The organism is Legionella pelazae (assembly GCF_052527395.1).
Window position 1 is genome coordinate 58,559 of record NZ_JBNVZS010000010.1, and the last position, 26,709, is coordinate 85,267.

A 26,709-nucleotide genomic window follows, 5' to 3' on the forward strand; every position below is an offset into this window, starting at 1 on the left:
TGGAGTTGGTCAATCATTTCGTCTGGAAAATAACAACGCTTAAGAAATCGTGGTGTATAACTACCATCGATAAGGGCATGAACTCCTTCAACTAATCAATCATCCAATTCTCGTGCTAAAAAATGAATGTCATGGTTATGGTGGGCGTGATGTTTTTGTTTATGGATCTTGGCAAACAGTTTCCGGCCTATATCTAGCATTGAAGTCAGATCCCAGCGCTTCATACTTTCTATCCTTGCTTAATCCAAGAATCCATTTATCTGTTTTTATTACATGGAACGCCCAATAACGAGCACTCTAACTTGACTGCCAAACTAGGTGTTATATCATCGCCATTTTAAAACGGATTTGTAGTAATTGATATGGCTGAAGTGATTGCTGTAAATGGTGATGAATTAGTGTTGCAAGTACGGGTTAAACTTGATGGTTCCATGCTGAATATGGAGGAGGCCATTCAATCCGCAATCAATGAAGTGGGTAGTCTTGCAACAGCAGAGGCATTAAAGCGGTTTGATACAACTGGGGCACCTATTCAAATAGGTAATGTTCGGATAACGAGCAAGGGGAAAGTCCGAAAATGTTATGAGACACCTTATGGTGCTGTTCATTTGGAGCGTTACGTTTATCAAACCTCATCTGGAGGAAAAACCTACTGTCCTTTAGATGAACGAGCACGAACTATCATTAGTTCAACGCCACGCTTTGCCAAACAAGTTTCTTGTAAATATTCACAACTCAGTGCACAAGAGGTCATGGATGATTTTAAAACAAATCATGGCCGTCCAGTAGCCCGTTCTTTTCTACAAAATATTGTGGATGTGGTGGGCTCAATTGCTCAAGTTATAGAAGCGGACTGGATGTATGAAACGCCTAAAATTGATGACGTCGTTAGCACGGTATCTGTGAGTCTTGATGGTACTTGTGTGCTCATAGTCAATGAAGGTTGGCGAGAAGCCATGACAGGAACAATTACCTTGTATAATAAGATTGGAGAACGATTGCATACTATTTATTTAGGGGCAGCGCCAGAATATGGCAAGGCGAACTTTTTGGAGCGTCTTGAGCGAGAGGTGTACCGCATTAAATTGCAATACCCTAACGCAACTTATGTGGGTATTGCTGATGGTGCACGAGTCAATTGGGATTTTTTAGAACGCCACACCCAATATCAAGTGCTTGATTTTTTTCATGCAACTGAATATCTTGCAGAAGCTTCTCATGCCATGCATCCAATCGATACATCAGCACGGAAACTTTGGCTTGACTTAGCATGTCACCGATTGAAGCATGAACCTCAAGCAGCCTCCCAATTGCTTGATGAAATGAACAACATGCTACCCAATAGACAAAAACAGGGGCTTGTTGACAAACTAAAAAGTGCCATTACCTATTTTAAAAATCAAAGGCAACGCATGGATTATAACTTTTATCAAATGAACAATTTGCCCATTGGTTCGGGGGTTACCGAAGCGGCTTGCAAGACTCTCATTAAACAACGCCTCTGCCAATCAGGAATGAAGTGGAAAAATCAGGGTATTTCAATGGTTCTGCATTTAAGAGCGTTAATATCAACCAAAGGTCGGTGGGAACAATTTTGGGAGTGTATTAATCAAGCAGGTTTAATCGGTCTGGCAGAAATTTGCTAGTTATTTATAAGAAACAAAACAGTACATTAATTCGAGGTCATACCCAAACATCATGTATAAATCAGATATAGGTTTGGATCAAATATGGAGAAATGAAAAAGAAATTCTGTTGGTTTTTTAGATAAAAATAAAGACATAATAATCCTCGCTTTAGCATATTTATGACGCCTGCAAGCTGAGCTCAAATGGCGCAATGTTTGTATTTTATAACATAAGATTTGTTTCATGTAAATAACTCATTAATTTAATCATAATAATGAAATTTATTTTATGAATATTAAAGTCAATTACCAGGAAAAAATATATTATTTCGAGATAAAAAATTTTTTATCAACGACTTATCTCAATAGTCGCGCCGATCTGTAAAGACTTCCTAAAAATTGAAAACCTTAATGCCAATTTAAGCCAAGTGATTTACTATAAAAAATCTTAAAAATTATAGGTTAATTTATTGGCCAAATTTAAACGGTCAATGTACAAATTAGTTCCATATAACTTAATAAAATCTGATTTCAATCTATTCTAGTTGAGCGGTAAAGAGTAATAAAGCTAACTATATTTAATAGCTAACTTAATGAATACAATAGTTTATTTAACCAATACTTTTAACTGAAATGCACTAAATAATATTTTTTTGTACTTATTAATACTTACTTAATATAAAAATATTAAAATGGCGCCTTTTTTAAATAATACGAGGCTTTAAATGATAAAGATTATATTTTTTTCTGATTTTGATGGTACTTTAACTAAAAGAGCAGGTAAGCGCACGGTATAGTCAGATTTTTATAAATCCTTACTTATCAAACCAGGTGATTATAAAAATACCCCATGAAAGAAAGTGAGCAGGTACAAAATTTATTTAAAGAAAAATTTGGCTCTACAGCTTATAGTAAAATGGATAAGGATATTGATATTTTACTAGACCCGAATGCAGTGACATTTTTACATAAAATTTTAAAATATAATGTTGTTAGCTTCATTATTATCACTAGAAACCGGGCAGATTACATTCAAGAATTATTAAAATACCAAGGTTTCACGGAAGATGAAATCAAAAAGATAATAATATCAGACGATCGCTTTAAATTTGATGTAGTTACAGATACGCTAAAGCAGTTGCCAGAGAAAGCCACTCAACTATATATTTTAGATGATGATGAGGGTGACTTCGAGGATATGGTTTTAGGCGCTATTAGAAGTGGCTATAGTGATAGTAATATTAAACCTTATAAGGAGTCACCTGGCCAATTTGACTGGCTGCAATATCTTAATGATGTTGAAAAGTCTCTCTTACCCGCTTCTCCAAAATCAGTAGGTTTTTTTGCATCCAAAGAATCTAGTAAAGAAGAGATAGTAGATACGAAAAAAGGCCTATCTATATAAAAGTAAATAGTCATTTAAATAGGAACTCTAACTGCAGGGTCCTTCTTTCTTATAAAGACAGTAATCTTTTGATATTAAAGAATTATTAGACTTAAAAGAAAGAGTATCAGATGAGATTCGTCAAGCTTTTATTGTACTATTGTTCAATATTTGAGCTATTATTATACAATTGAAGCTATTAAATTTATAGTAAATAACGCCATGCTTAAAAAGTTTTTTTTTCCATCCTGTTTCTTCACCTTATTCTTATTTTTAAATGCCAGCATTGCGGCACCTTTAGAGTTTAATATAGCTCCTTGGCAATTAAATCCTGATGGAAAATGGGAATCCATTATTTACGTTACTAATTCAAATTCAACAGAAGTTAAGTTTAATACTTCTGCAGGAACTGTCATAAATCTACCTCCGTGGGTATTTAACGCCAGTGCAATAAGAGTTATTTTAGATAAACCTCAATCTATTGTGGTAACGGCAAAAAGAACCGCCCCCCCTTTTTCTATGGGCGTTAGTACGATCTTATCCCCCGCTGAGACCCATTCTGAGTTAAATTTATCTGGAAAAGCTATAGGACCTTATTTAATTAATTTGGGATTTTCTTGGACTGGAAAAGAAACTTTACAATCACTCAGCATACAACGAAAAACAATAGCAGATTATTCGTATCAAACTTTGGCCAGATTAGAACCTACATCAATTACTTTTCATGACAACGAAGTAAAACCAAATCAAACTTATCAATATAAACTAGTGGGCATCACCTCTGATGGTCAACAATATGTTGCTGAGCAATCTATCACTACGCCTCCCCCCATGAAAAACTTTCCAGTTTCCACTTTTTCAGGAAAAGGAATAATCATGCTGTTTGATATGGATGTTAGTTCTGAAGTTTATTATAAAAAGATAAAGATCAGAGAGCTGATTGCAGATGCTGTAAAGCTTGGTCTTCGTTATATTCAGATCCGGTCAGTTTATGGCTCCTTTTCTCATTTTGATAATCCAGACTTAGTGCAATGGTTAGACAATCTGTTAGATGAAGCCAGTGATAATAACATTGCTGTAATATCTTGGAGTATACCCCGAATTGAAACATCTAGGGCAATTGCAAGTGATATAGCGGTAGCAAGTCATACCACGGCAAAAGGTAATACCTTTGCAGGTATTTCCATCGATTTAGAAATTGGGAACGATTATATTTTTCAAAAGAAAACAGCAAAAGAACAAATGATAAAATATATGAGGTTAATGAATATGGCTTTAGGCAAGGATTATTTACTCAGTGCCATTGTTTATACGCCTTATAAGAGTAGTTATGACAATACTAATTACCCCTACGCTGAAATAGCAAAATACGTTGATATTATGCAACCCATGGTATTCTACCACCACTATAATATCTCATCTAATCATGTCTACACCCAAACAGAGGTAATGGATGCAATTGGCCAATCAATCCTATTAACCAAAAAATTGTCTAATATAGATATTCCGGTAAATGTCATTGCCCAAATTACTGATTTAGGTAAGACTGGAATACCTTCTCCTAATGAAGTTTTATGGGCAATCCAGGCTGCAAAGAATAACAATGCTTTAGGTATCTCATTTTATGATTGGAGTGATAGACTTATCCTCAATGATGATTCAGTTAGCCAACAAGCTGAAACAATTAAAAACTTTTCATGGTAAGTCATAATGACTGTTAACCAGCTAGTTGTGATGAATCTAAATCCAGCTACATCAAATTTAATCTATCTAGTAAAGACATGTCTTTAGGAATAATTTGATAGAGTAGACCGCATTCTTCTAAAAAATTTGCACAAGAAGGATATTTGCCATATTGATCTTAAAGCCAAAAACATTCTATTTGATCCTCAAGATAAAAACATGCACATAATAGACTTTGGTTGTGCGGAAGATATTAAGCAAAGATATTACTAATATCAAAATATTGATAATGCTATTTCTACAAATGCTTTATTTGCATTTGAGATACCTCCTGAATATCTTAATGGCACAGATGCTAGTACAGCTTTAGATGTTTATTCTATTACATCTTTGATTGCAGAAATTCTAGGAATAAATAAGAAGGAGCTAGTAGCCGTGCGGCTTGACAAAGCTTTAGTAAATATCAAAGATAAATCACTAAGCTATGAAATAAGAAAGGCTTTTGAGGCTAGTGATACACTTGAGGATGCTTTATTTTCACCTACTTTAAAAGAACTTCGGCGTCATCAAGAATTTGAGACATTTGTACGAAATTATACAGAAAGTCAATATGATTTTTTACCCTTTAAAAGTCAGTTAGGGGAAAGGAATTTTGTTTTATTAAATCGAATGCAATCTAGAGATCCAGCTGAGAGGTCTGATATCGAGGAATGTTTTAGCTTATTGGAGGAAAATAGGAGTGCTCCTGAATTAAGTCGTTTAGATAACGTTTATCTAAATTAATTGAAATTACCCAAGCGGAATTCGCACTTGAAAACTGAATGTGCCACCCATGTCTTCGAAATAGACCCCTTGAGCTAATGGCGTCCCGGAGAGGATTCGAACCTCCGACCTGCCCCTTAGGAGGGGGCTGCGCTATCCAGCTGTGCCACCGGGACTTAAGTTCAATATTGTGCAGTAAAATAATTCTACTATCCAGAATTATTTTTTTATTATAGAAGAAATAGTGTTAATTATTAGTTTAAAAAAGGATAATCCTCGCCATTCCAATTTATAAAATTAGTCATGTCCTTATAAATGCATAGGCTGGGAGGATTTAAAGTAAATATCCTTCCATAAAGTTTATATAATTTATTTAATTTTTCACTCATTTCCTGCTGTAAGTTATTTTTAAGCTCTAAGGTGATATTGTTATATAAATAACCGAAGGTAATATGAAAAGGCTTCTGTATGTTGCGAGACAAATCAAATTGCCGAGCCATCTTTAGAATAAGATTATCTTGATTAGCAGGTATACTAACTTGCAAATGTAAAGTATCAGAAATATTTATTTCCTCCAAAGTAATCTGGGGACAGAATTGATTTTCTTGCAAATAATTAAATAGCTTCTTAAAGAAAGATTTATAGCTCATTAAGAATTCTTGCCAATTAGCGTTCTCTTGTTCAGCTTGGTTAAATAGCCTTATGGTAGTCATATGGTAACTTTTATAGGGAAGAGGTGTGTAATATTGTTCTGCCAACTTTGATTGAGAAACAATTTGATATACCTTCTGCCAAAAGGTGTTGTCTCTTTTATTTATTTTGGCAATGATAGTAATACCTGGATAATTACAATAATGTCCTTGTGCATTGATTTTTTTTAAATTCATTTTATTCCAATATAAATTATTAATTTAGCACTATAAGCTATAGAGTTAATCGACCTAATAATTCTAGCAAATAGATATTCTTAATCTTAAAAATTTACTGATAAATTCGATTTTTTTTAATGTATTGCTTGACTGCTGTGGGTAAATTAGCGTTTAGGAGGTTACCTTGTCTAATTTGTGCACGAATCACTGTTGAAGATAAATTGTATGCTCCAGCATTAAATTGATAAATTAAGCCATTTGCTACAGTTTGAATAAGGGCGGCTTCTTGTGTTTCTTTCTCATTTAATAATTCACGCATTAGTTGCGATTTCAATTGATAGCCTGGCCTTGCCATAATTAGTATGTTAGCTAGCTGCAAGAGTCGCTCCCACTGATGCCATCGCGGTAATGTTACAAAAGTATCTATTCCCATAAGCAATGAAATAGCTATAGTGTTACCTAATTCATGACGATAGTCTTCTAAGGTAGTTACCATATATGAAGGCGTTTTTCGATTTATTTCTCTGGTATCAATTTCAAAATGCAACGCTGAGTTATTATATTCCCTTAGTGCCAGCGTAAGCATTTCTAACCGTTGTGTCGGGCTAGCTTGTGCATTGTCTTTTAAAAGGGGAACCTTACAAGGTAAAAAAATAAACCGTTCAAAATGAAAGTATTGTTGTATATTAATAGCAGTATTTATGTGTCCGTTATGAATAGGATCAAATGTTCCACCAAAAATAATTAAATTTGACAAAGCAAACCCACCTTTTTAGCTGTACATAACGATAAAGTAATGACTTCCAAAAGTTGCCAAACCTGTTTGCTTTGTGTTGTTTTTATCTGCATATCAATATGTTTACAATGTTTTAGAAGGCTACTTAAGAAACTAAAATCATAACGTTTTAAGGCTGCTTGATAAAGATTAATTTTAGTTGACCATACTTTCAATTGGTTTGCTGCAATTTGAAAAGATTCACCAGTCTGAGTTAAATGATAAAGTTTCATCAGCAGGCGAATTTCTTGGGTTAGTAACCATAAAATTAAGGTTGGTTCTGTTTTATTATTATAGGTCTGCTTTAAGATTTGTATCGCTTTTATTGGGTCACCAGCAAGGCAAGCCTCAGCAAGTTCAAAGAGAGAATAATTGCATTGATTATGTAAGTGATCTTTTATTTCATCTAGAGTTAAAGATTGATTAGGCTCGTGTATTAATTCTAACTTTTCTAAAAACTGTGCACAGGCAAATAAATTGCCTTCATTAAATTGATAAATTAAGGTTGCGATATGAGGATCGAATAGGCCAAATTTTTGTAGGCGTTCATGCAGCCATTTCTTGATAAGAGCAGTGTTTGGTGTTGCCACTTGAATAATAGAAACCAATTCATGATTTAGAATAGATTGTAGTTGCTTAGGAGGTAGGTTTGGCGCTTTAAATAATAATAAGCAGTTTGGATTAGGATTGTCTAAATAACTATGAAGGAAGCTCTTCCCAGGATTCTCTAATAATTTTTTATCATAACGAACATCGATTAAATTGGCGCTTGTAAATAAAGCATAACTGTTAGCCTTGTGTTCTAGGGTTGCCCAATCAGTAGCACTTTCAATAAAGTGAGTGATGCTTTCAGTTTCATTGTCATGCTGCTTACGCCAAGCTTGCTTAATTGCTTGTGTAAGCTGATTAATTTGAAATAGTTCCTGGCCAAGAAGGAAAAAGATTGCGGGTAATTTTTTTGGTAATTGTACCGTTAGACTATTGTATTTACTAAACATGTTTTTCTCATTACTAGATGAACGTTATCCTGTAAAATGCGCAGCATTGGTACGGCATCCAAAGCAAAAAACAAGCAGCTAAACAACTTAGCCTTGTTTAGAGGTCTTTCTAAAGTTTATCAATATTTCAGTGACACACCTTAAATTCTGTAGAAAGTGTATCACTTGAAAGAAGAATCAAATGTATAATATTTATTCTTCTTTGTCTCGCTAATGTGTATCTTCATTAACATTCTGTTAAGAACATTATTAATGATTAAATTTTTAGCTGACTTAATTGGTAAATAATTTGCCTTACCGCATCTTGGCGCATTTCATGATAAAGCATGACTTCCTCTGAATCAGAGCCTAATATACGATTATTATTAACAGTCAGCTGACGGCTTGAAGTTACAGTACGTGATGTAATAACTTTTTCTCCCCCAGATTTAAGCAAGGAATACTGGGCTGTATAAATTAATAAATACTGCCTTGGATTAGTGCTTGCACTAACACTGGTAATTTGCTGTTGTATTGCATCTCTTTCTAAAATTAATAGGTAACTGGCTTGGCTTACGTTATCTGTGACATGGATCTTGTAAGCTTGTAAGCTATCTTTAAGCATTGGCCCTAAATCTTGATGAGTGCCACGAATAAGAATAGCAACATTGTTAAGTGTGGTTGGCATTTCAACATAACCACGTAGTTTAAAGCCACAGCCGGTTAGAAAAATTATAAACAAGAATAACACTAAGCGCTTAATCATTATTTAACAACCAAATTGATGAGTTGGCGATGCATGACAACAATAGCTTTCACAATAGCTTTTCCTGCTATAAAGCTTTGTGCTTGCTCTTTTGCAATGTCAATTAATTGGCTTTCAGCTGTCTCAGTTGCTACTGTAAATTGAGCTCTTAATTTTCCATTTACTTGAACGACGAAGGTGGTCTCATCACTCTTTAAAGCATTTTTATCTACTTTAGGCCAAGGTGCATCAATAATAATTTTCTCATAGCCTAATTTAATCCAAAGATAATGACATAGGTGCGGCGTAATGGGTGCTAGAAGACGCAAGAGTACACTCATGGCCTTATTTAAGAAAAATCGATCTTCTTCCTTTTCAATAGCGTAATTGGATAATTCATTAAATAATTTCATGCAGCCTGAAACAACTGTATTAAACTGCTGCCGCTCATAGTCATGACTAGCTTGCGCTAGAATTTGATTGACATAACGATAAGATTTTTTTAATCGTGCTTGGGCTTGATCCCAATCAATATGACCATTACCGCCATAAATAGCGTCATTTGTTTCAATAAATAATTGTCGATGCTGATATGCAAAAGACCATATGCGTTTTAAAAAGCGATGTGCGCCTTCAACAGCCGTGTCAGACCATTCCAAAGATTGTTCAGGAGGTGCTGCAAACATAACAAATAACCTTGCGGTATCAGCGCCATAAGTATCAATTAGATGATTTGGATCAACGACATTGCCCAATGACTTAGACATTTTATGTCCATCTTTTAATACCATTCCCTGGGTTAAAAGACGTTTAAAAGGTTCATCAGAATTTACCAAGCCTTCATCACGCATGAGTTTATGAAAAAAACGAGCATAGAGTAAATGCATTACTGCGTGTTCAATACCACCGATATATTGATCAACAGGAGTCCAATATTTAACGCGATCATCAAGCATTGCATTGTCCTGTCCTTTACAAGCAAAGCGTGCATAATACCAAGAGGACTCAATAAAAGTATCAAATGTGTCAGTCTCTCTCGTTGCATCTTGACCACATCTGGGGCAGCGAACTTGAGTAAACGCAATAGAGTTTGCTAAAGGAGACCCACTTCCTGTTAATTCAATATCATCTGGGAGCGTTACTGGTAAATCTTCCTCTGGAACAGGTACAATTCCGCAATCTTCGCAATGAATCATAGGAATAGGTGTTCCCCAATAGCGTTGACGCGAAATACCCCAGTCTCTCAGGCGATAATTAACAGTTAATCGACCTAAGTCATGCTCTTCTAAGTAATTTGCAATGGCCTGTATTGCGTCACCTGACATTAATTCATTAAATTGGCCTGAATTAATAAGTTTACCTTGAGCGGTAAAAGCCGATTTAGAAAAATCATGTTTTTCATTATTTAAAGGCTTAATCACTTGCTTAAGAGGTAAATTATATTTAGCAGCAAATTCAAAATCACGTTGATCATGAGCAGGAACGGCCATAACAGCACCAGAGCCATATTGCATTAAAACAAAATTAGCTATCCAGATTGGTAATTCTTCATTGGTAATTGGATGAATTGCGGTAAAGTTTGTATTGATACCACGCTTTTCCATAGTAGCAAGATCGGCTTCTGCAACGCGTCCGCATTGGCAACTTTCAAGAAAAGATTGAATTTCTGGCGACTGTCGACCTGCTTCTTTAGCGAGTGGATGATCAGGTGCTATCGCTAAATACGTCGCGCCCAAAAGTGTATCCGGCCGTGTTGTATAAATCTTTAAACGTTTAGCGTAATTGTTAACATGAAAATGAATTTCGCAACCTTCAGAACGACCAATCCAGTTCCGTTGCATGAGTTTTACTTGGGCTGGCCACTCAGTTAATGTGTCTAAATCTCGCAATAATTCATCAGCATAAGCAGTAATTTTGATAAACCATTGAGGAATTTCTCGGCGTTCAACTAAAGCACCTGAGCGCCAACCACGACCGTCAACTACTTGTTCATTAGCAAGGACCGTTTGATCAACAGGATCCCAGTTAACTACAGCATTCTTTTTATAAACTAAACCTTTTTCATATAATTTTATGAAAAACCACTGTTCCCACCGATAGTAATCAGGATCACAAGTTGCTAGCTCTCGCTTCCAATCGTAAGCATTACCTAATTTTAAAAACTGTTCCTTCATGGAGGAAATATTTTTCTTTGTCCACTCAGCTGGATGAATACCGTGTTTAATAGCTGCATTCTCAGCGGGGAGGCCAAAAGCGTCCCAGCCAATCGGTTGTAGGACATTTTTCCCTAAAGCACGTTGATACCGTGCAATAACGTCTCCTAAAGTATAGTTACGAACATGACCCATATGCAGTGTGCCACTCGGATAGGGAAACATGGATAAGCAATAGAATTTTTCCTTATTTAAGTCTTCAGTAACACTAAAACTTTGTTTTTTATGCCAATATTGCTGAGCCTGTTCTTCAATTTCTTGCGGTTTATAGCTGGTATCCATAGTTTATACGTTATATTCAACTGGGCTGGTAAGGATAGCGCCTCTTGTGCTTTGCAGCAATAGTTTGATTAGAGAGTTTAACAAACAATAGTTGATAAGTAATAAAGAAAAGAAAAATTAACAGGCTAAAAACAAGAACCGGCGCGTCACCTAAAATTACCCATGGCGTTTTTCCACTCGCCGGGAAAACAGTTGCCTTTAATACGCCTTCACTAAAGGCTGGTAGAAAATTTTCAATTTTTCCTTGCGAATTAATAACAGCTGATAAACCATCATTATTGGCTGATATTTGATAGCGAGCTGTCTGAAGTGATCGAACTTGTGCCATTTGTAACTGTTGATAAAGTGCAAGTGAATGGCCAAACCAGCCATCATCACTAATAGAGACTATCCATTTGGCAGCAGGTAATTGTTCACGCAGCAAGTTGCCATAAGCAATCTCATAACAAATTAAGGTAGCAATAGGGTGGTTTTGCACCTGTATTAAGGATTGATTAGAAAATCCTGGTTTCATATTTGGATCTTCAATACCTAACCAAGTACTAATAAGCTGAAATACACTTGGAATATACTCGCCAAACGGAACTAAATGCTGCTTAAGATAAGTGCCTTTAGCCGTTCCTAGGCTAATTAATGTATTAAAAAATGCATGTTCATCGATGCTAGTTGGCTGGGGTATGCCTAATAAAATAGCGCTTCCTTTTTCTTTGGCTTTTTCATCTAAGTCTTCTAAAAAATCACTAACATAGTTTGCTGGTATTGGAATGGCTGACTCTGGCATAACAATAATGTCAGTTCCTAACAACGATTGGGCAGCTTGCTGATAACGATCTAAAAGCTGCCAAAACAATCCTTCATCCCATTTATCACGCATAGATAAATTAGCCTGAATAACGCCGATTGAGATAGGTTGTTTATCATCGATAGTCGCCCAGCTAATATTTTTTAATAAAACTGAGGAACTTAATAAAGCAATAAATATAATCAGATAATTATAACGGTGAAGGCTACCCTTTTTATGCATTGCATTACTAAGTAAGGTTGCGGCAAAACAAGATAAAAAACTTATACCAAAAACACCTATAATAGGTAAGAAGAACCGAGTAGGGGCATCAATTTGACCAAAACCTATAAGTAACCATGGAAAACCACCTAGAAAAGTAGAACGTAAATACTCACCCGCTAACCATAGTGCGCTGAAGAGTAAACTGGCACCTATTGTATAATAGGTAATCACTAGACGAGAAAAAATCACAGAGACAATGGCAGGAAAGCAAGAAAGATAAAGTAAAAATAAAAACGTAATTAAGCTAGAGGTAATACTATTTAGATGGCCATAGTCATGAATACTAATATAAATCCAGGAGGTTCCGAATCCAAAGAAGCCTAATCCAAAAAATAAGCCACTAAAAAAAGGTGAGTCATCTCTTTTATTGTTTAACTGATGGTAGAAAAGTGCTAGACCTAAAATCGCTAATCCAGGCAGATGAAAGGGTGCAAATCCGAAAGGCAACAATAAGCCAAATAAGAAATATCGCAAATAAGGAAAACGCGCTAAGGTACGCGCTGAAAAAAGCTCAAATTTATTTACCAACGCACTTATCATAGGGGTAAGTAAACTATTATGAAAAAAGGAACGATATGATACTAACCTTTAAAGGTCAAGATTTTTACAAATTAGACCGAGGCTAAAAGTCTAGCCGCCTATTTATTCAATTCAGGTTATTGTTATGGCATTGTTGTAAAATCTGTCAGAATTTATCTCCGCTAACCCTTGGATGTGTGTGCTTCATTAAATCTGCAAAGTTGATAACTTTTCTCAAAAAATATTTTTAGCTATAGCAATTCTAACAGGTTAATATTTACTAATTTGAATTAAGGATAATTATGCCATCCAATAATAAAACAGAAAGTCAAAATATCTATTATCAAGACATTATTTCAGCTTTATTTACAGCAGCCAGTAATAGGGATAATAAGATGATTGAGACTCTATTAAAAATTAAGGACGTCAGTTTAAATATTGTCAATGAAACTGGTAAAAGTTTAATTGCCACTTGGTGTGAGTGTAATAGAGAGCATTCTTCCGATCTTAAAAAAATGGAAGAGTGGATTGACTCTGGTCAAGTTGATCTTACTTTTGAATTTCAGAGTATAGATATTATAAAATGGTGTCTAAAAAAAGCCATTTCGAATAAAGATATAGATAGCCTTCAAAAGCCATATTTAACTCTAGTTCAAAAGATTATTCAGTTTTTACCTCTTGATAAAGAATTATTAGAAAGATATAGCACTTTATTGCCAGATACAGTACAAAATACGTGTACTTTGAGTATCACAAAAACCTTAGTATCTCTTTCTGGTATAAATATGCAAGCGAAAGGTTCTAACAGTAAAGATGTATTTCAAACTGCTCTAGAAAATAGAAATATTGAGGCAATTAATCTTTTAATTGAAGTATTGGAGCTCTCCAAGCATAAGTCATCCCATATTACTTCGAAACCCTCTCTTAATCATTCTACCTTAGAAAAATTAAAGATAACAATTTCAAAGTGTTTTAATCTTTTGTTTAACAGTGAAGATACTGAATTAGAAGAATTACTAGTGCAAGTAGGTATCCAAACTCTGCATTTATGTGAAGAATCAGGAAGGTATCCAAATAATTTTGCCGATCTCTTGTTTGAATTATCAAATAAGTTATCTAGTATGAATGAAGGTCAAGCTGAAGATGCTGCTTATAGTCTAAGAAAGTTTGCTGCAGATTTAGGACATACCAGAGCGCAGGAGATAATTAAAAATTTTTCTAATAGGGCAAAATCGACAGAAAATTTAATTATACAATCTGAGCCTCCCAAAGAAGTAGAAATTGTAAGTTCTGCCCCTTTATTTCAAGAAAAGTCATCTCATAAGTTTTTTCAACGCTTTAAACTTAAGCTAAAAGAAAAGCATTTAGATAATAGTAAAGCGCCAAATATAAGCCAAACCTAATGGAATTCTATGATCCAGTAATATTTTGCGCTAAATAATAATATTAAAAATTGTCGAACACACTAAAGAGGTTTTAAATTCAAAAGAACTCTTTAGTGCTTTGGTGAACCGTACTCTAAGATTGAAATAGCTAATATCTCTAGCTAGAAAGGAAAAGTACCAGCCGTAAATAATGTCTATAATTAAATAAATAAAGGCATTGGTTGTGAGCTATTTATGCATAAGTTAAGACAAAGTAGTAATAGAAAGAATGTATTAAAAGTTTATAATACTCCAGCACGTGATTTGACAGTGATAAAAGGAGTATCCGGCGTAGTTTACCCATTTTATAAATCATCAGGCGTAAATAGTAAAAGTGATGGAACTTGGTTCCCTTGGATGGGATATTTTGAGCCAGATCCTAGAGGTGGAGCAGATCCAGTTTATGCTAATACAATAAATATGGCCAAGCCAAACACGGTCAGTATATCAGGAAAGCTGCAGGATATTATAAAAGAATATCTAAAAGAAAAAGCACCGCTATTCATTAAACGTATGGGAAATGATGAAGCTTTAGCTTTGTCTTGTTGCTTAGGAGGAGGAGTATGGGATACCTATCCTAAATTACGTGTAGAAATTAGTTGGGAAATATCTACAGGGCGTTATATTAAAGAATTAAGGATTGGTCCTCAATTTGACGAAAAACCTCAACCTCTAAGTAAAAAAGATGGCGAAAAGTTAGTTGATTTTAAAGGAATAAAGTATAGCGGTAAAGTTTTACGATCTCAGGCGGAAATGGCTCATCTCATGGAGGAAATCACTGCTAACGAGATAAGTGAATTAATTTATACCTATTCTATTCAACAAGAAGGTTATTTTCCGCTTACAAGTATGCTGCCAGAAATTTCTAGTCAAGGCTCGAAGCTCAAAACAACTGAAGATCTAACTACATATGGTATGTTTAAAGGTGATCCTCCACCTATGCCCAGAGGAAAAGAAGAAGAAGGTGATCCTCCATCTATGTCTAGAGGAAAAGAAGAAGAAGGTGACGAAGACATAGGGGATAAAGAAGAAACAGATGAAAGAAGAGAGTTTTCAAAAAAGTAAAGGCGATAAGCTCTTTAAATTGCTTACCAAAAAGTTTTTATTAATGGCGACCTTCTGCTCTTCACTTGCAATTTTCATTATTTTCAGTGGCGAAATGTATAAAGCCTACCTTTATAATCCTTAACAATGGTTCAAGAAAGTAATTTTTTAGTGTAGGATGACTCGTCGTTTTACCATGGAGAAGGAAAGTATGTATAACGTTATGATTACAGGAGCAGGCAAGATTGGAAGTTTAATCGCGTGTTTGCTAGCCGGTAGTGGTGATTATGAGGTGCATTTAGCTGATTTGGAGTTTTCAGGAACCGATGTTAGTCGATTGCTTCAAGCCTTACCTAATATCAAAACTGTTGCTCTTGATGTCACTAATGAAGGCTCAATTAAATCTTATTTACAAAAAAATAATATTATTGCTGTTATTTCAAGCCTTCCTTACTTTCTTAATACTTATGTAGCTGAGGCAGCAAAATCATCTAGAGCTCACTATTTTGATTTAACAGAAGATACGGCCGTAACTGAGGCTGTAAAAAAGATAGCAGAGGGAGCAGCTACGGCTTTAGTACCTCAATGTGGTTTAGCACCCGGATTTATTAGTATTGCTGCTAATAGCTTAATGCAAGAATTTGAACAATGTTTTCACGCCAAACTTCGGGTAGGTGCATTACCTCAGCGCGCTAATAATGCGCTTCACTATTCTTTAACTTGGTCAACTGATGGCGTTATTAATGAATATGGTAATCCTTGTTACGGTATTGAGCAAAGCCAATCTATTGTGATGAAGCCTCTAGAAGGCTTAGAGTCTATTCAAATTGATGGTTGTGAGTATGAAGCTTTTAATACCTCCGGGGGACTAGGTAGCTTGGCTGAATTATATAAGGGGAAGGTCAAAACGTTAAATTACAAAACCATGCGCTACCCAGGGCATTGTGAAAAAATGCGTCTTTTGATGAATGATCTAAAATTAAATGAAGACCGTGAAACACTCAAACGTATCCTTGAGCGAGCTATTCCAAAAACCTACCAAGATATTGTCATTGTTTACGTCACAGTTGAAGGTATCAAACAAGGTGAGCTTACTGAAAAGAGTTATGTTAAGAAAATTTACCCTGAAGTAATTCATGGTCTTGAGTGGTCTGCTATTCAAGTAAGTACTGCATCGGGGGTATGTGCAGTTGTTGACTTGGTTTTAGGGCAGGCAAACGAATATCATGGTTTAGTATTGCAGGAAAAATTCCGTTTAGCTGATGTTTTAGCAAACCGTTTCGGTCAATATTACGCCTAGGAGTGAAGTATGGATTTTCTTAAGCATTTAAAAATTGAAGATTTAAACCCTGGTGCTTTTAGTGGTTTAGGCTGGCAAAGTGAGATTAACTCAAATAAGTTCGACTCAATAAATCCCGCTACAGAAGAAAAATTAGGGGAAGTAGCAGGTTGTTCAGAAGAAGACTATAACATCTTAATGGATAGAGCAGCGAAAGCAGCGCTCGAGTGGCAGCGCTATCCTGCACCTAAGCGGGGTGAAATTATCCGTCAAGTTGGTCAAGCTTTACGTGAACATAAAGATTGGCTTGGTAGTCTTGTTTCTTTAGAAATGGGGAAATCCAAGCAAGAAGGTGATGGTGAAGTACAAGAAATGATTGATATCGCTGACTTTGCCGTTGGCCAATCAAGAATGCTTTATGGAAACACTATGCATTCCGAAAGACCTAATCATCGTATGTATGAACAATGGCATCCTTATGGCATTATTGGTGTGATTTCAGCATTTAATTTTCCAGTTGCCGTATGGTCTTGGAATGCCTTTCTTGCTGCTATTTGCGGTAATGTCACCATTTGGAAACCCTCCGCGAAAACACCGCTTTGTGCAATTGCAGCGCATAAAATTTGTAGTGAAGTATTAAAAAGAAATAATTGTCCTGAAATTTTTGGTCTATTGATTCCACACTCGCATGATGTGGTAGAAACAATGGTTGATGATGCTCGTATGCCATTAATTTCTTTTACCGGTTCTACAGCTGTAGGCAGGCAAGTTGCAACTAAAGTAGCAAGCCGTTTAGGAAAAACTATTCTAGAGCTCGGCGGCAATAATGCTATCATTTTAGATGAATCAGCTGATCTTAAGTTAGCCATACCAGCAATTGTTTTCGGCGCTGTTGGTACGGCGGGACAACGTTGTACTTCAACAAGACGTTTATTTGTTCATCAATCTATGTATAGTGATGTAGTAAAACAATTGCAGCATGCTTATGAGCAAGTGACTATTGGCGATCCTCTTGACGGTAAAAACTTAATGGGCCCTCTTATTGATAAACAAGCTGTCGAGCAATTTACCCAAGCTATTGAGCGTATTAAAACTGCTGGCGGAAAAATAGCCTTTGGTGGTGAACCTTTGGCTAACAAAGGTTATTTCGTTCAACCAACCTTGGTAACGGATGTTGAAAACCATTGGGATATTGTGCAGCAAGAAACGTTTGCGCCAATTTTGTATGTAATGCCCTATAATAATATAGAAGAAGCAATTACTCTCCAAAATGGTGTTCCTCAAGGTTTATCATCTGCGCTATTTACCCAGAATCTTAAAAATGCGGAACGTTTTCTAAGTGCCTTTGGCAGTGATTGTGGAATAGCTAATATCAATATTGGTACTTCAGGCGCTGAAATAGGTGGCGCATTTGGTGGCGAGAAGGAAACAGGTGGCGGCCGTGAATCAGGTTCCGATTCCTGGAAGGCCTATATGCGCAGACAAACGAATACAATTAATTGGGGAGACGATTTGCCATTAGCTCAAGGTATTCGCTTTAATTTAGGTTAATTGTTTATTTAACATAAGAGAGGCAATATCGTTGCTTTATGTTTAGCCGTTTTATTTTTGGTTTGCATTAACCTCGATTATTTTGTCATCTCGTATAGCATTGTTGCATAAATAAGAAAAAGGAATTACAGATAGTAGTAGCCTGGGTGAAACGAAGTGGAACCCGGGTTTCGGTCTTATAGGCTTGTACCCAGACTACCTTTGCTGTCATCCCCGCGTAGGCGGGGATCCATTTTCAGTTTAGTACCATATTAGTTTGAACGATAGGTTCCCGCCTGCGCGGGAATGACAAAAATAAAATGTGTGAATGACAAAAGTAAAAACGCAAAGGTAATGAAAGTAAAATGCAAGGATGACAAACTGACAATGAGGGAATAATGAAATCAAAAATGACTAACTCAATTTTTATGTCATGCAGTAAATAGTATTTCTATAACCTCTAACGTTATAGAAAGAGAGCAATGAAATATAAAAATTTGATAAAAATAATCTTTATCAAATTTACTTTAACTAAGGATGAATCATGCAGGAGCCTTTTTTAATTAAAAAAGTTGCGGTTCTTGGAGCAGGTGTGATGGGCTCTCAGATTGCTGCCCATTGTATCAATGCAGGTATTGAAACATTATTATTCGATTTAGCTAGTAAAGAAGGTAATAGTAATGCTCTGGTTGAAAAAGCAATTGCAAATTTAAATAAATTAAAACCAACCCCCGTTGCTACACCAGCTACCGCCTCTTTAATCCAGCCGAAAAATTATACAGAAAACTTAAGCGAGCTTACAGCTTGTGATTTGATCATTGAAGCAATTGCTGAGCGTATGGATTGGAAAGAAGATCTTTATAAGCGTATTGCTCCATTTATTAATGACCATGCTATTTTAGTAAGTAATACCTCGGGTTTAAGTATCAATAAACTTTGTAGCGTATTACCTGAGTCATTACATAATCGATTTTGTGGGGTCCATTTCTTTAATCCGCCACGTTATATGCATCTTGCAGAACTTATTCCAGCAAAAAATACTTCAACTAAACTACTAGAAAATCTAGAGTCTTGGTTAACGAGTCATCTTGGTAAAGGTGTTGTTATTGCTAAAGATACGCCTAATTTTATTGCCAATAGAATTGGCGTATTTTCCTTGTTAGCAACTTTGGAACATGCTCAAATCATGCAACTTGGTCTAGATGAAGTAGATGCTTTAACTGGCACTTTAATTGGTCGCCCTAAATCAGCTACATTTAGAACCATGGACGTTGTTGGATTAGATACCATGCAGCATGTTGTTCATACAATGTATGAACATTTAACAGATGATCCTTGGCATGATTTATTTAAATTACCTGACTGGTTAAATAAGTTAATTGAACAAGGCCATTTAGGACAAAAGACAGGACAAGGAATTTATCGCAAAACGGGCAAAACTATTGAAGTTTATGACTATTTAAGTGATTCTTACCGAGTAGCCAGTGGCCAAGTTAGTTCAGAAATAAAATCAATTATGGCTATTAACGAGCCTAACAAACGCATGGACGCTTTACTTGCTTCAGATGATAAACAAGCAAAATTCCTTGCTGCTTGTTATCGGGATCTTTTTCATTATTGTGCGTTTCATTTAGAACATATAGCAAACAGTGTCCGAGATGTGGATCTAGCCATGCGCTGGGGCTTTGGGTGGCGTAATGGTCCTTTTGAAACTTGGCAGTCTGTGGGTATTGAGCGTATGCAACAATTAATAGAAGTTGATAGAGCTCATAACCAAACATTAAGCCATGCTAACTTACCCGAATGGCTAGAAGAGCGTCCTTATTTTTATACAGAAGAAGGAGCTTTTTCTCCCAAAGAGAATCATTTTATCCCTAGAAGTTCATTGCCTGTTTACAAAAAACAATATTTTTCTAATCAACTCATTAGTGGAAAAAATGTTAAGTTAGATAGCTTGTTTGAAAATGATGGCGTTAAACTATTTCACTTTAAAGACGATGTCGGCTTACTTTCTTTTAAGAGTAAAGCAAATACTATTGGTCAAGCGGTGCTTGACGGTTTACATCAAGCTATCGATATTGCTGAGCGTCAATGTCAGGGCTTAATTATTTATCAAGACAGCCCAGAAAATTTTAGTTCAGGGGCTGATTTACGTGGTGTTGCGTCGTTAGTACAAGCTGGAAAAATAGCTGCTGTAGAGGAGATGATAAAACATTTCCAATTGGCTGTTATGCGCTTAAAATATTGCTCAGTGCCAACCATAGCTGCATTACGTGGTCGTGCTTTAGGCGGCGGTTGTGAGCTTATGATGCATTGCCATAGAATTATTGCAGCGTTTGAGTCTTATCCTGGACTTGTAGAAGTTGGTGTTGGACTTATTCCTGCCGGTGGTGGCTGTAAGGAAATGGCACTTCGTGCGGCTTTGGCTGCAGGTAAAGCCGATTTAATGACCTTTATTCAATCCTTCTTTGAGCAAACAGCAACAGCAACGGTTGCAAGCAGTGCACCTGATGCCTTGCAGCGGGGCTTTTTACGGCCAGAGGATGCTTGGGTTATGCACAGTGAAGAAGTCCTTTATGCAGCCTTAGCGGAGATAAAAGCACTTACAGCAAGAAATTATCAAGCGCCGCTTAAAAAGCAATTTAAAGTAGCAGGCCGTGAAGGGCATGCTAAATTACAAGCAGGCTTAGTAAATTGGTTAGAAGGAGGTTTTATTTCTCGACATGATTATTATCTAGCTAATTTACTTGCAAAGGTAATGTGTGGTGGTGATGTTTATCAAGGAGAATTAGTGGATGAGCAATGGTTACTTAATTTAGAAAGAAGCGCTTTTATAGAGCTTCTAGAAACACCATTGACTCAGGCGCGTATTGCTCATCTGCTTGAAACTGGCAAATCACTACGTAATTAATCAAGGAGCAATCAATGACCAATATTTATATAGTTGATGTATTACGTACTCCTGTTGGTAAGGCGCCACGTGGTGTGTTTAAACATACATTACCTGATGACTTATTAGCCCACACAATTAGAACACTGATGTCACGTAATTCTGCTGTCGATTGGGCAGCAGTAGGTGATGTAGTGATTGGTTGCGCTATGCCTGAAGCAGAGCAAGGTATGAATGTCGCACGTATTGCTTCTTTACTTGCTGGTATGCCAAATTCAGTTCCTGCAATGACAATTAACCGTTTTTGCTCATCAGGTGTACAAAGCATTGCTACTGCAGCCACTGCTATTAGTCAAGGCGCTATGCCTTTAGCATTAGCGGGTGGCGTTGAAAGCATGTCTTTGGTTCCCTTAGGCGGCAATAAGTACACTGCTAATCCCGCTATTTTTCAAGATGAGCATGTGGCAATTGCTTATGGGATGGGAATTACGGCAGAAAATGTTGCAAGACAATGGGAAATTTCGCGCGAAGAACAAGATGAGTTTGCCGCCGAAAGCCATAAGAGAGCAATTGCTGCTCAGCAACGTGGGGATTTTAATCAAGAAATAGTGCCTATCGAAATAACTGAGCGCCATCCTAATTTATCAACGGATGAAGTCATTACGCATAAGCGACTAATAGAAAAAGATGAAGGGCCTCGAGCGGATACTTCTTATGAAGCTATTGCTCGTTTGCGTCCTGTTTTTTCAGCTAAAGGTAGTATAACGGCTGGTAATAGCTCGCAAACCAGTGACGGTGCTGCAATTGCTCTTTTAGCAAGCGAAGAGGCCTTAAAGCAATTTGATTTACAGCCAATAGGACGCTTACTGAGTTATGCAGTTGCAGGTGTTGCACCAGAAGTCATGGGAATAGGTCCTGTAAATGCAGTTCCATTAGCTCTACAGCAAGCTGGTATTACTCTTGAGCAACTAGATTGGATAGAATTAAATGAAGCTTTTGCTGCTCAAGCATTGGCTGTTATTAAGTCACTTAATTTGCCTCGTGAAAAAGTAAATCCTCTAGGAGGGGCTATAGCTCTAGGTCATCCCCTTGGCGCTACAGGAACAATTCGTACTGCTACTTTATTACATGGTTTACGTCGAACTAAAGGCCGCTATGGTATGGTCACCATGTGCATTGGTACAGGTATGGGGGCTGCCGCTATTTTTGAAGCAGTCTAAAGGTTTAAATTAGCAGCATAGTTTGTAGTAGCTATGCTGTTAATTAAATAAAAATTGTTCATTATTTTTGTGATTCCTTTCAAGAATATCTGGCTTCATTAAAAAGTCTTTGCCTACTATATTCAGTTAATATTTTCAAAATGATTATGAAAAGAGTTATTCGTCTATTTTTCTTGTTATTTGTAATTCAAACATTTAATGCAAACGCCTCTACGCAAGTAGAAAATGAAATGATTCACTTTTTAAGAACCAACGCTAAGAAGCAACTACAATTATTAGAAAATATAGTCAATATTAATAGCGGCACTACAAATATAAAAGGTGTTAAAAAGGTAGGCGAGCGATTAGAAGCTGAATTAAAACAACTTGGCTTTACTACCAAGTGGATGCCCTTGCCGCCTAAAATGAATCGAGCTGACACGTTAGTCGCTTTTCATCAAGGCAAAAAAGGTAAACGAGTTTTATTGATAGGTCATTTAGATACTGTTTTTCCTGCTAACAGTCCTTTTCAGCGTTTTAACTTAACAGGGAGTATTGCAACAGGGCCGGGTGTTATTGATGCTAAAGGTGGTGATGTTGTCATCATCTACGCTTTAAAGGCATTAGCTAAAGTTGGCGCTTTACATGATGCAACTATAACTGCTGTGTTTACAGGGGATGAAGAGGATTCTGGAAAACCGACAAGTGTTTCTAGAAAAGCGTTAATTGACGCAGCAACTAAGAGTGATGTTGCTTTAGATTTTGAATGGGCAATATCGCTTGATACAGCTACTGTAGCTCGTCGAGGTATTGCAAACTGGGTCATTAAGGCTTTTGGCAATGAGGCACATTCTTCGCAAATTTTTAAGCCAACCATAGGTGATGGTGCGATTTTCGAGCTAGCGCGTATTTTAAATACACTGCATACACGTTTAGCAAAAGAACAATATTTAACGTTTAATCCTGGGTTAATCCTAGGAGGAACTGCGATTGAGACGAATAATAATTCCCAAAATCTAGTTTTTGGTAAATCAAATGTTATCGCTAGAATAGCTATGGCAAAAGGAGATATCCGCTTTTTAACAGAACAGCAAAAAAAGAATGCCAAGAAAGCTATATTTTCTATTTTAAAACAATCCTTACCTGGTACAAATGCCGAAATAATCTTTAAAGAGGGTATACCTGCAATGCCACCTAAAAAAACTAATTTAAAATTATTGAAAGTATACAATGATATAAGTCTGCAATTAGGTTACGGTAAAGTCACGGCGCTTGATCCTGGCATGCGAGGCGCCGGTGATATATCTCATGTTACCGCTATCGTACCGTATGCTTTGGCTGGTTTAGGTCCTGTTGGAAGCGGGGCACATTCAGAAAAGGAAACCCTTAATACCCAATCTTTATTAATTCAAACTGAGCGTGCTGCATTGCTAATGTATCAATTGATAAATAATCCAAGTTTATTTGACACTAAATAACTTCTTAACTAAGTTGCTATATTGTTGAATAATTGCTAGGTTATTTTAAATACACTGTCAGTATTGATAACTACTTACTTAGCCTAAAAGATTAGATCTCAAAGCTTTTCTTGCTTATTTTTGATCTAAAACCTGCATCAATGTTTCATACTTTACGAGGTATTGTTCGTTTATGACATAAAGAAACATTGTTAAGGCTAAGCTCATATAAATGATAGATAATTAATTATACAAGGAGGTCATGGTGCGCCTATTAAAATATTTTATTATTTGCTTTTTTCTTAGCTGCTCATCAATGGTTTTTGCACACACCTATCAAGGAGAGTTAGAAGTACTTATTTTTGATGATTTTACCCATAACAAATCAAAAACTATTTATCAGTTACGAGAAGGCGATGAAGTTTATATTCTAGATTTACCATCCTCAGTTGATAAAAGTAACCTTTTGTCTGGTGAAACAGTAATTATTGAAGGTCAAGAGATTCAAGGGTTAAAAGAGAAAACTATTAAAGTAGAGTCGATAGTTTTGCGAAAGAGGACTAGTTTAGAAGAAGAACCTGAAATCCCGGCTATTTATGATACACGAAAAGTGTTAGCGTTATTAGTAAATTTTACTAATATGAAGGCGACAGCAACTGTGTCAATGAGTACTGTTGATTCCATTTTATATACCAGTACTCGATCAATGCGGAGAAATTTCCAGCGTAGCTCTTTTAATCAACTTAACTTTGTCCGGGATACTAATGGTGACGGCCGGCCAGATATCTATGTAATTAATTTAAATTATGCGGCTAATGATTGTAATTATCGTCAGTGGGCAACTGATGCCAGAAATGCAGCCGCAAGAGCTGGAATAAATCTTTCTTTATATAGGCATCATATGTTTGTTCTTCCGCAAAATGTTAGTTGTAACTGGGGAGGATTAGGTCATTTAGGTTGCGGCACGACTTGTAGTACTTGGATAAGAGCTTATAGTCCTTCGCAAGTTTACTCTCAGCTTGTCTACACACATGAGCTAGGCCATAACTTAGGCATGCATCATGCTGCTACTGATACGAATAATGATGGTGTTAATGATTCTGAGTATGGTGACGCCGCTTGTATTATGGGTGTAGGTGATTTTCAGTATTATAAAGAAGTCAATGCGCCACATCGGGATAAAATGCAATGGTTTGCTAGTTTTCCTAATCGTATAGCTAACGTTACAGCAGGTAGCTATACACTCTATCCGCTGGAGGCTGGTGTAACAGGCACAGGCTTATTAGCGCTAAAAGTTAAGAAAAATACGACTGATACCTATTACATTTCTTATCGTAAAAATATTGGACCTTTTGGCCCAGGCGCTACCCCTTATCTTGATAAAATTAGTATCCATCGGACTCGAGCAGGTGACGCTCATACCTATTTTATTAGAACGTTAGCTGCTGGTCAGACCTTTGTTGATTTAGCAAATAATGTAAAAATTACTGCCGTCGTTGCAGGTGGGAATGTGGCCGTTGTAAACGTTAATTAATCTATCTTAAAAGCCCTCGCTTGTAGGGCTTTTATTTCCAAGTTTACTGCTAATATGTTTCTGATTTTATTAAAAGTTGCTCTTTTAATTAGTTGCAATAGCGGCATCCCTATCAAAGTCATAATATAGCTCATTTACAAGCAAGTTTTATTTACATAATTTTCCTTATTAATAAGCTTTGGTAAGCAAAATAAAAAAACTTAAAATTCATACTATTAAAATCAAATAATTATAGACCAAGTTGTTCATAATTTGATTTGTACTGTGAATATCCTACGCTTTAAGATAGGGGACGTTTCCTAAGGAGCGTGCATGCGTTCATTGATTATCGCTGCGTATTTGTTTACTAGCGTAGCATTCGCAGACGAGATTATCGGTTTTACTGCGTACGAAAATGAAGATTACAATACAGCTTATCCTCATTTAATGGAGGCAGCTAAACAAGGCAATGACGATGCTATGTACCTTCTAGGCAGAATGTACCAGTATGGCCATGGCGTTAATCAAGATGATGCTAAAGCAGTTGAGTGGTATCGAAAAGCAGCTGAAAAAAACAATGCCTTAGCCCAACTTAGTTTAGGTTATATGTATGATAATGGCAAAGGCATAAAACAAGACTTTAAAGAAGCCTTTAAATGGTATATGAAGGCTGCAGAGCAGGGTAATGCTATTGCACAACGTAATGTAGGACTCATGTATGCTACGGGAGATGGGGTACCAGCAAGTGATCAGCAAGCATTTGTTTGGTTTAAAAAGGCAGCTGAAAAGGGATATTCTAAAGCGCAAGTGAATATTGGATATCAATATATGACGGGCGTGGGCACAGAAAAAGATATAGAAAAAGCCTTATATTGGTACAATAAAGCTGCAGAGCAAAATGATCCAAAAGGGCAATATAGCCTTGGATTACTATATACCGGCAAATTTGGCGTTGCACCTGATCAAAAAGCAGCTACTTATTGGTTTTCGCAAGCAGCAAATCAAGGTCACCGTAATGCACAAGCTTACCTTGCTTATCAATATTTACATGGTTTAGGCACACAAGCCGATCCGAAAAAGGCTGCTTATTGGTTTCTGGCTGCTGCAGAGCGAGGGCATGCAGAGGCTCAAGCAGAATTAGGTCAATTGTATTTAAGTGGATTAGGTGTTGTAAAAGATTACCAACAAGCCGCTTATTGGTTTGGAAAATCAGCAGCACAAGGTGATCCTGTAGCTCAGGGAAAACTAGGTTATTTATATCTGGCAGGCTTAGGCGTTAGTAAAGATAATGCCCAAGCTTACGCTTGGTTTAAGCTAGCTGTAGACAATAAAAATGAGCGCGCGGTAGATGATCTTGCTCGCCTTGAAACAAAACTAACGCCACAGGAAAAGCAACGAGGTGATCAAATTTTTCAAGAATTAAAAAAGAAAGGGCCTGTTGCTGAAGGGCAAGAAGAAGATTAAACCTACC

20 protein-coding genes and 1 tRNA gene are annotated in these 26,709 nt (G+C 36.4%); 14 read left to right on the top strand and 7 right to left on the bottom strand.

The window, feature by feature from the left end:
• The first annotated feature begins 362 nt into the window (after nt 1-362).
• The 5 genes from ACQUW5_RS10805 to ACQUW5_RS10825 all read left to right on the top strand — a co-directional run bounded on the left by ACQUW5_RS10805 (nt 363) and on the right by ACQUW5_RS10825 (nt 5,477).
• Nucleotides 363-1,646: an ISKra4 family transposase gene (locus tag ACQUW5_RS10805; RefSeq protein ID WP_444991260.1), complete on the top strand. Its 1,284-nt coding sequence runs from the start codon at nt 363-365 to the stop codon at nt 1,644-1,646.
• 831 nt (nt 1,647-2,477) lie between these two features.
• Complete coding sequence (locus ACQUW5_RS10810; RefSeq protein WP_444991261.1) at nt 2,478-3,032, top strand: hypothetical protein; 555 nt, start codon at nt 2,478-2,480, stop codon at nt 3,030-3,032.
• Between the two features lie 201 nt (nt 3,033-3,233).
• Nucleotides 3,234-4,715, top strand: coding sequence for a hypothetical protein (locus tag ACQUW5_RS10815; protein WP_444991262.1), 1,482 nt, complete (start codon nt 3,234-3,236; stop codon nt 4,713-4,715).
• A 111-nt stretch (nt 4,716-4,826) separates the two neighbouring features.
• A complete protein-coding gene (locus ACQUW5_RS10820; protein ID WP_510175240.1) occupies nt 4,827-4,967 on the top strand; it encodes a protein kinase domain-containing protein in 141 nt (46 codons plus the stop codon).
• 162 nt (nt 4,968-5,129) lie between these two features.
• Nucleotides 5,130-5,477, top strand: a complete 348-nt coding sequence (locus tag ACQUW5_RS10825) for a hypothetical protein (protein ID WP_444991264.1) — start codon at nt 5,130-5,132, stop codon at nt 5,475-5,477.
• Nucleotides 5,478-5,555: 78 nt separating this feature from the next.
• Here ACQUW5_RS10825 and ACQUW5_RS10830 read toward each other — a convergent pair.
• The 7 genes from ACQUW5_RS10830 to lnt form a co-directional block, all read right to left on the bottom strand.
• Nucleotides 5,556-5,632: transfer RNA gene (locus ACQUW5_RS10830), tRNA-Arg, on the bottom strand.
• A 78-nt stretch (nt 5,633-5,710) separates the two neighbouring features.
• Complete coding sequence (locus ACQUW5_RS10835; protein ID WP_444991265.1) at nt 5,711-6,343, bottom strand: DUF1868 domain-containing protein; 633 nt, start codon at nt 6,341-6,343, stop codon at nt 5,711-5,713.
• A 94-nt stretch (nt 6,344-6,437) separates the two neighbouring features.
• Nucleotides 6,438-7,082 carry a nicotinate-nucleotide adenylyltransferase gene (gene nadD / locus ACQUW5_RS10840; protein ID WP_444991266.1) on the bottom strand — a complete coding sequence of 215 codons (645 nt, stop codon included), beginning with the start codon at nt 7,080-7,082 and terminating at the stop codon, nt 6,438-6,440.
• The gene (gene holA, locus ACQUW5_RS10845) at nt 7,070-8,098 is read right to left on the bottom strand and encodes a DNA polymerase III subunit delta (RefSeq protein ID WP_444991267.1); all 1,029 of its coding nucleotides are present in this window, start codon (nt 8,096-8,098) and stop codon (nt 7,070-7,072) included. Before holA ends, nadD begins: the two co-directional genes overlap by 13 nt.
• Nucleotides 8,099-8,354: 256 nt before the next feature.
• Nucleotides 8,355-8,843 carry an LPS-assembly lipoprotein LptE gene (locus tag ACQUW5_RS10850; RefSeq protein WP_444991268.1) on the bottom strand — a complete coding sequence of 163 codons (489 nt, stop codon included), beginning with the start codon at nt 8,841-8,843 and terminating at the stop codon, nt 8,355-8,357.
• The gene (gene leuS / locus ACQUW5_RS10855; RefSeq protein WP_444991269.1) at nt 8,843-11,317 is read right to left on the bottom strand and encodes a leucine--tRNA ligase; all 2,475 of its coding nucleotides are present in this window, start codon (nt 11,315-11,317) and stop codon (nt 8,843-8,845) included. Before leuS ends, ACQUW5_RS10850 begins: the two co-directional genes overlap by 1 nt.
• Before the next feature lie 16 nt (nt 11,318-11,333).
• Complete coding sequence (gene lnt, locus ACQUW5_RS10860) at nt 11,334-12,911, bottom strand: apolipoprotein N-acyltransferase (protein ID WP_444991270.1); 1,578 nt, start codon at nt 12,909-12,911, stop codon at nt 11,334-11,336.
• Between the two features lie 293 nt (nt 12,912-13,204).
• Here lnt and ACQUW5_RS10865 point away from each other — a divergent pair, with 293 nt between their 5' ends.
• The 9 genes from ACQUW5_RS10865 (at nt 13,205) to ACQUW5_RS10905 (ending at nt 26,702) form a co-directional block, all read left to right on the top strand.
• On the top strand, nt 13,205-14,305 hold the full coding sequence (locus ACQUW5_RS10865; protein WP_444991271.1) for a hypothetical protein: 1,101 nt from the start codon (nt 13,205-13,207) through the stop codon (nt 14,303-14,305).
• 216 nt (nt 14,306-14,521) lie between these two features.
• Nucleotides 14,522-15,391, top strand: coding sequence for a hypothetical protein (locus ACQUW5_RS10870; RefSeq protein WP_444991272.1), 870 nt, complete (start codon nt 14,522-14,524; stop codon nt 15,389-15,391).
• Between the two features lie 190 nt (nt 15,392-15,581).
• Nucleotides 15,582-16,670, top strand: a complete 1,089-nt coding sequence (locus ACQUW5_RS10875) for a saccharopine dehydrogenase family protein (RefSeq protein WP_444991273.1) — start codon at nt 15,582-15,584, stop codon at nt 16,668-16,670.
• A 9-nt stretch (nt 16,671-16,679) separates the two neighbouring features.
• Nucleotides 16,680-18,200 (top strand): L-piperidine-6-carboxylate dehydrogenase, encoded by a 1,521-nt coding sequence (amaB, locus tag ACQUW5_RS10880; protein WP_444991274.1) that lies wholly within the window; start codon nt 16,680-16,682, stop codon nt 18,198-18,200.
• Nucleotides 18,201-18,723: 523 nt separating this feature from the next.
• Nucleotides 18,724-21,090 (top strand): 3-hydroxyacyl-CoA dehydrogenase/enoyl-CoA hydratase family protein, encoded by a 2,367-nt coding sequence (locus tag ACQUW5_RS10885; RefSeq protein WP_444991275.1) that lies wholly within the window; start codon nt 18,724-18,726, stop codon nt 21,088-21,090.
• A 14-nt stretch (nt 21,091-21,104) separates the two neighbouring features.
• A complete protein-coding gene (locus tag ACQUW5_RS10890; RefSeq protein ID WP_444991276.1) occupies nt 21,105-22,289 on the top strand; it encodes an acetyl-CoA C-acyltransferase in 1,185 nt (394 codons plus the stop codon).
• 146 nt (nt 22,290-22,435) lie between these two features.
• Complete coding sequence (locus tag ACQUW5_RS10895) at nt 22,436-23,746, top strand: M20/M25/M40 family metallo-hydrolase (protein WP_444991277.1); 1,311 nt, start codon at nt 22,436-22,438, stop codon at nt 23,744-23,746.
• A 295-nt stretch (nt 23,747-24,041) separates the two neighbouring features.
• Nucleotides 24,042-25,259 carry a metallopeptidase domain-containing protein gene (locus ACQUW5_RS10900; protein WP_444991278.1) on the top strand — a complete coding sequence of 406 codons (1,218 nt, stop codon included), beginning with the start codon at nt 24,042-24,044 and terminating at the stop codon, nt 25,257-25,259.
• Between the two features lie 312 nt (nt 25,260-25,571).
• Nucleotides 25,572-26,702 carry a tetratricopeptide repeat protein gene (locus tag ACQUW5_RS10905; protein WP_444991279.1) on the top strand — a complete coding sequence of 377 codons (1,131 nt, stop codon included), beginning with the start codon at nt 25,572-25,574 and terminating at the stop codon, nt 26,700-26,702.
• Nucleotides 26,703-26,709 lie beyond the last annotated feature (7 nt).

Bases quoted from the DNA above. Each gene is read 5' to 3' on its own strand.
- ACQUW5_RS10805 (WP_444991260.1), top strand. From the start codon at position 363: ATGGCTGAAGTGATTGCTGTAAATGGTGATGAATTAGTGTTGCAAGTA.
- ACQUW5_RS10810 (WP_444991261.1), top strand. From the start codon at position 2,478: ATGAAAGAAAGTGAGCAGGTACAAAATTTATTTAAAGAAAAATTTGGC.
- ACQUW5_RS10815 (WP_444991262.1), top strand. From the start codon at position 3,234: ATGCTTAAAAAGTTTTTTTTTCCATCCTGTTTCTTCACCTTATTCTTA.
- ACQUW5_RS10835 (WP_444991265.1), bottom strand. From the start codon at position 6,343: ATGAATTTAAAAAAAATCAATGCACAAGGACATTATTGTAATTATCCA.
- holA (WP_444991267.1), bottom strand. From the start codon at position 8,098: ATGTTTAGTAAATACAATAGTCTAACGGTACAATTACCAAAAAAATTA.
- ACQUW5_RS10850 (WP_444991268.1), bottom strand. From the start codon at position 8,843: ATGATTAAGCGCTTAGTGTTATTCTTGTTTATAATTTTTCTAACCGGC.
- leuS (WP_444991269.1), bottom strand. From the start codon at position 11,317: ATGGATACCAGCTATAAACCGCAAGAAATTGAAGAACAGGCTCAGCAA.
- ACQUW5_RS10865 (WP_444991271.1), top strand. From the start codon at position 13,205: ATGCCATCCAATAATAAAACAGAAAGTCAAAATATCTATTATCAAGAC.
- ACQUW5_RS10870 (WP_444991272.1), top strand. From the start codon at position 14,522: ATGCATAAGTTAAGACAAAGTAGTAATAGAAAGAATGTATTAAAAGTT.
- ACQUW5_RS10875 (WP_444991273.1), top strand. From the start codon at position 15,582: ATGTATAACGTTATGATTACAGGAGCAGGCAAGATTGGAAGTTTAATC.
- amaB (WP_444991274.1), top strand. From the start codon at position 16,680: ATGGATTTTCTTAAGCATTTAAAAATTGAAGATTTAAACCCTGGTGCT.
- ACQUW5_RS10885 (WP_444991275.1), top strand. From the start codon at position 18,724: ATGCAGGAGCCTTTTTTAATTAAAAAAGTTGCGGTTCTTGGAGCAGGT.
- ACQUW5_RS10890 (WP_444991276.1), top strand. From the start codon at position 21,105: ATGACCAATATTTATATAGTTGATGTATTACGTACTCCTGTTGGTAAG.
- ACQUW5_RS10895 (WP_444991277.1), top strand. From the start codon at position 22,436: ATGAAAAGAGTTATTCGTCTATTTTTCTTGTTATTTGTAATTCAAACA.
- ACQUW5_RS10900 (WP_444991278.1), top strand. From the start codon at position 24,042: ATGGTTTTTGCACACACCTATCAAGGAGAGTTAGAAGTACTTATTTTT.
- ACQUW5_RS10905 (WP_444991279.1), top strand. From the start codon at position 25,572: ATGCGTTCATTGATTATCGCTGCGTATTTGTTTACTAGCGTAGCATTC.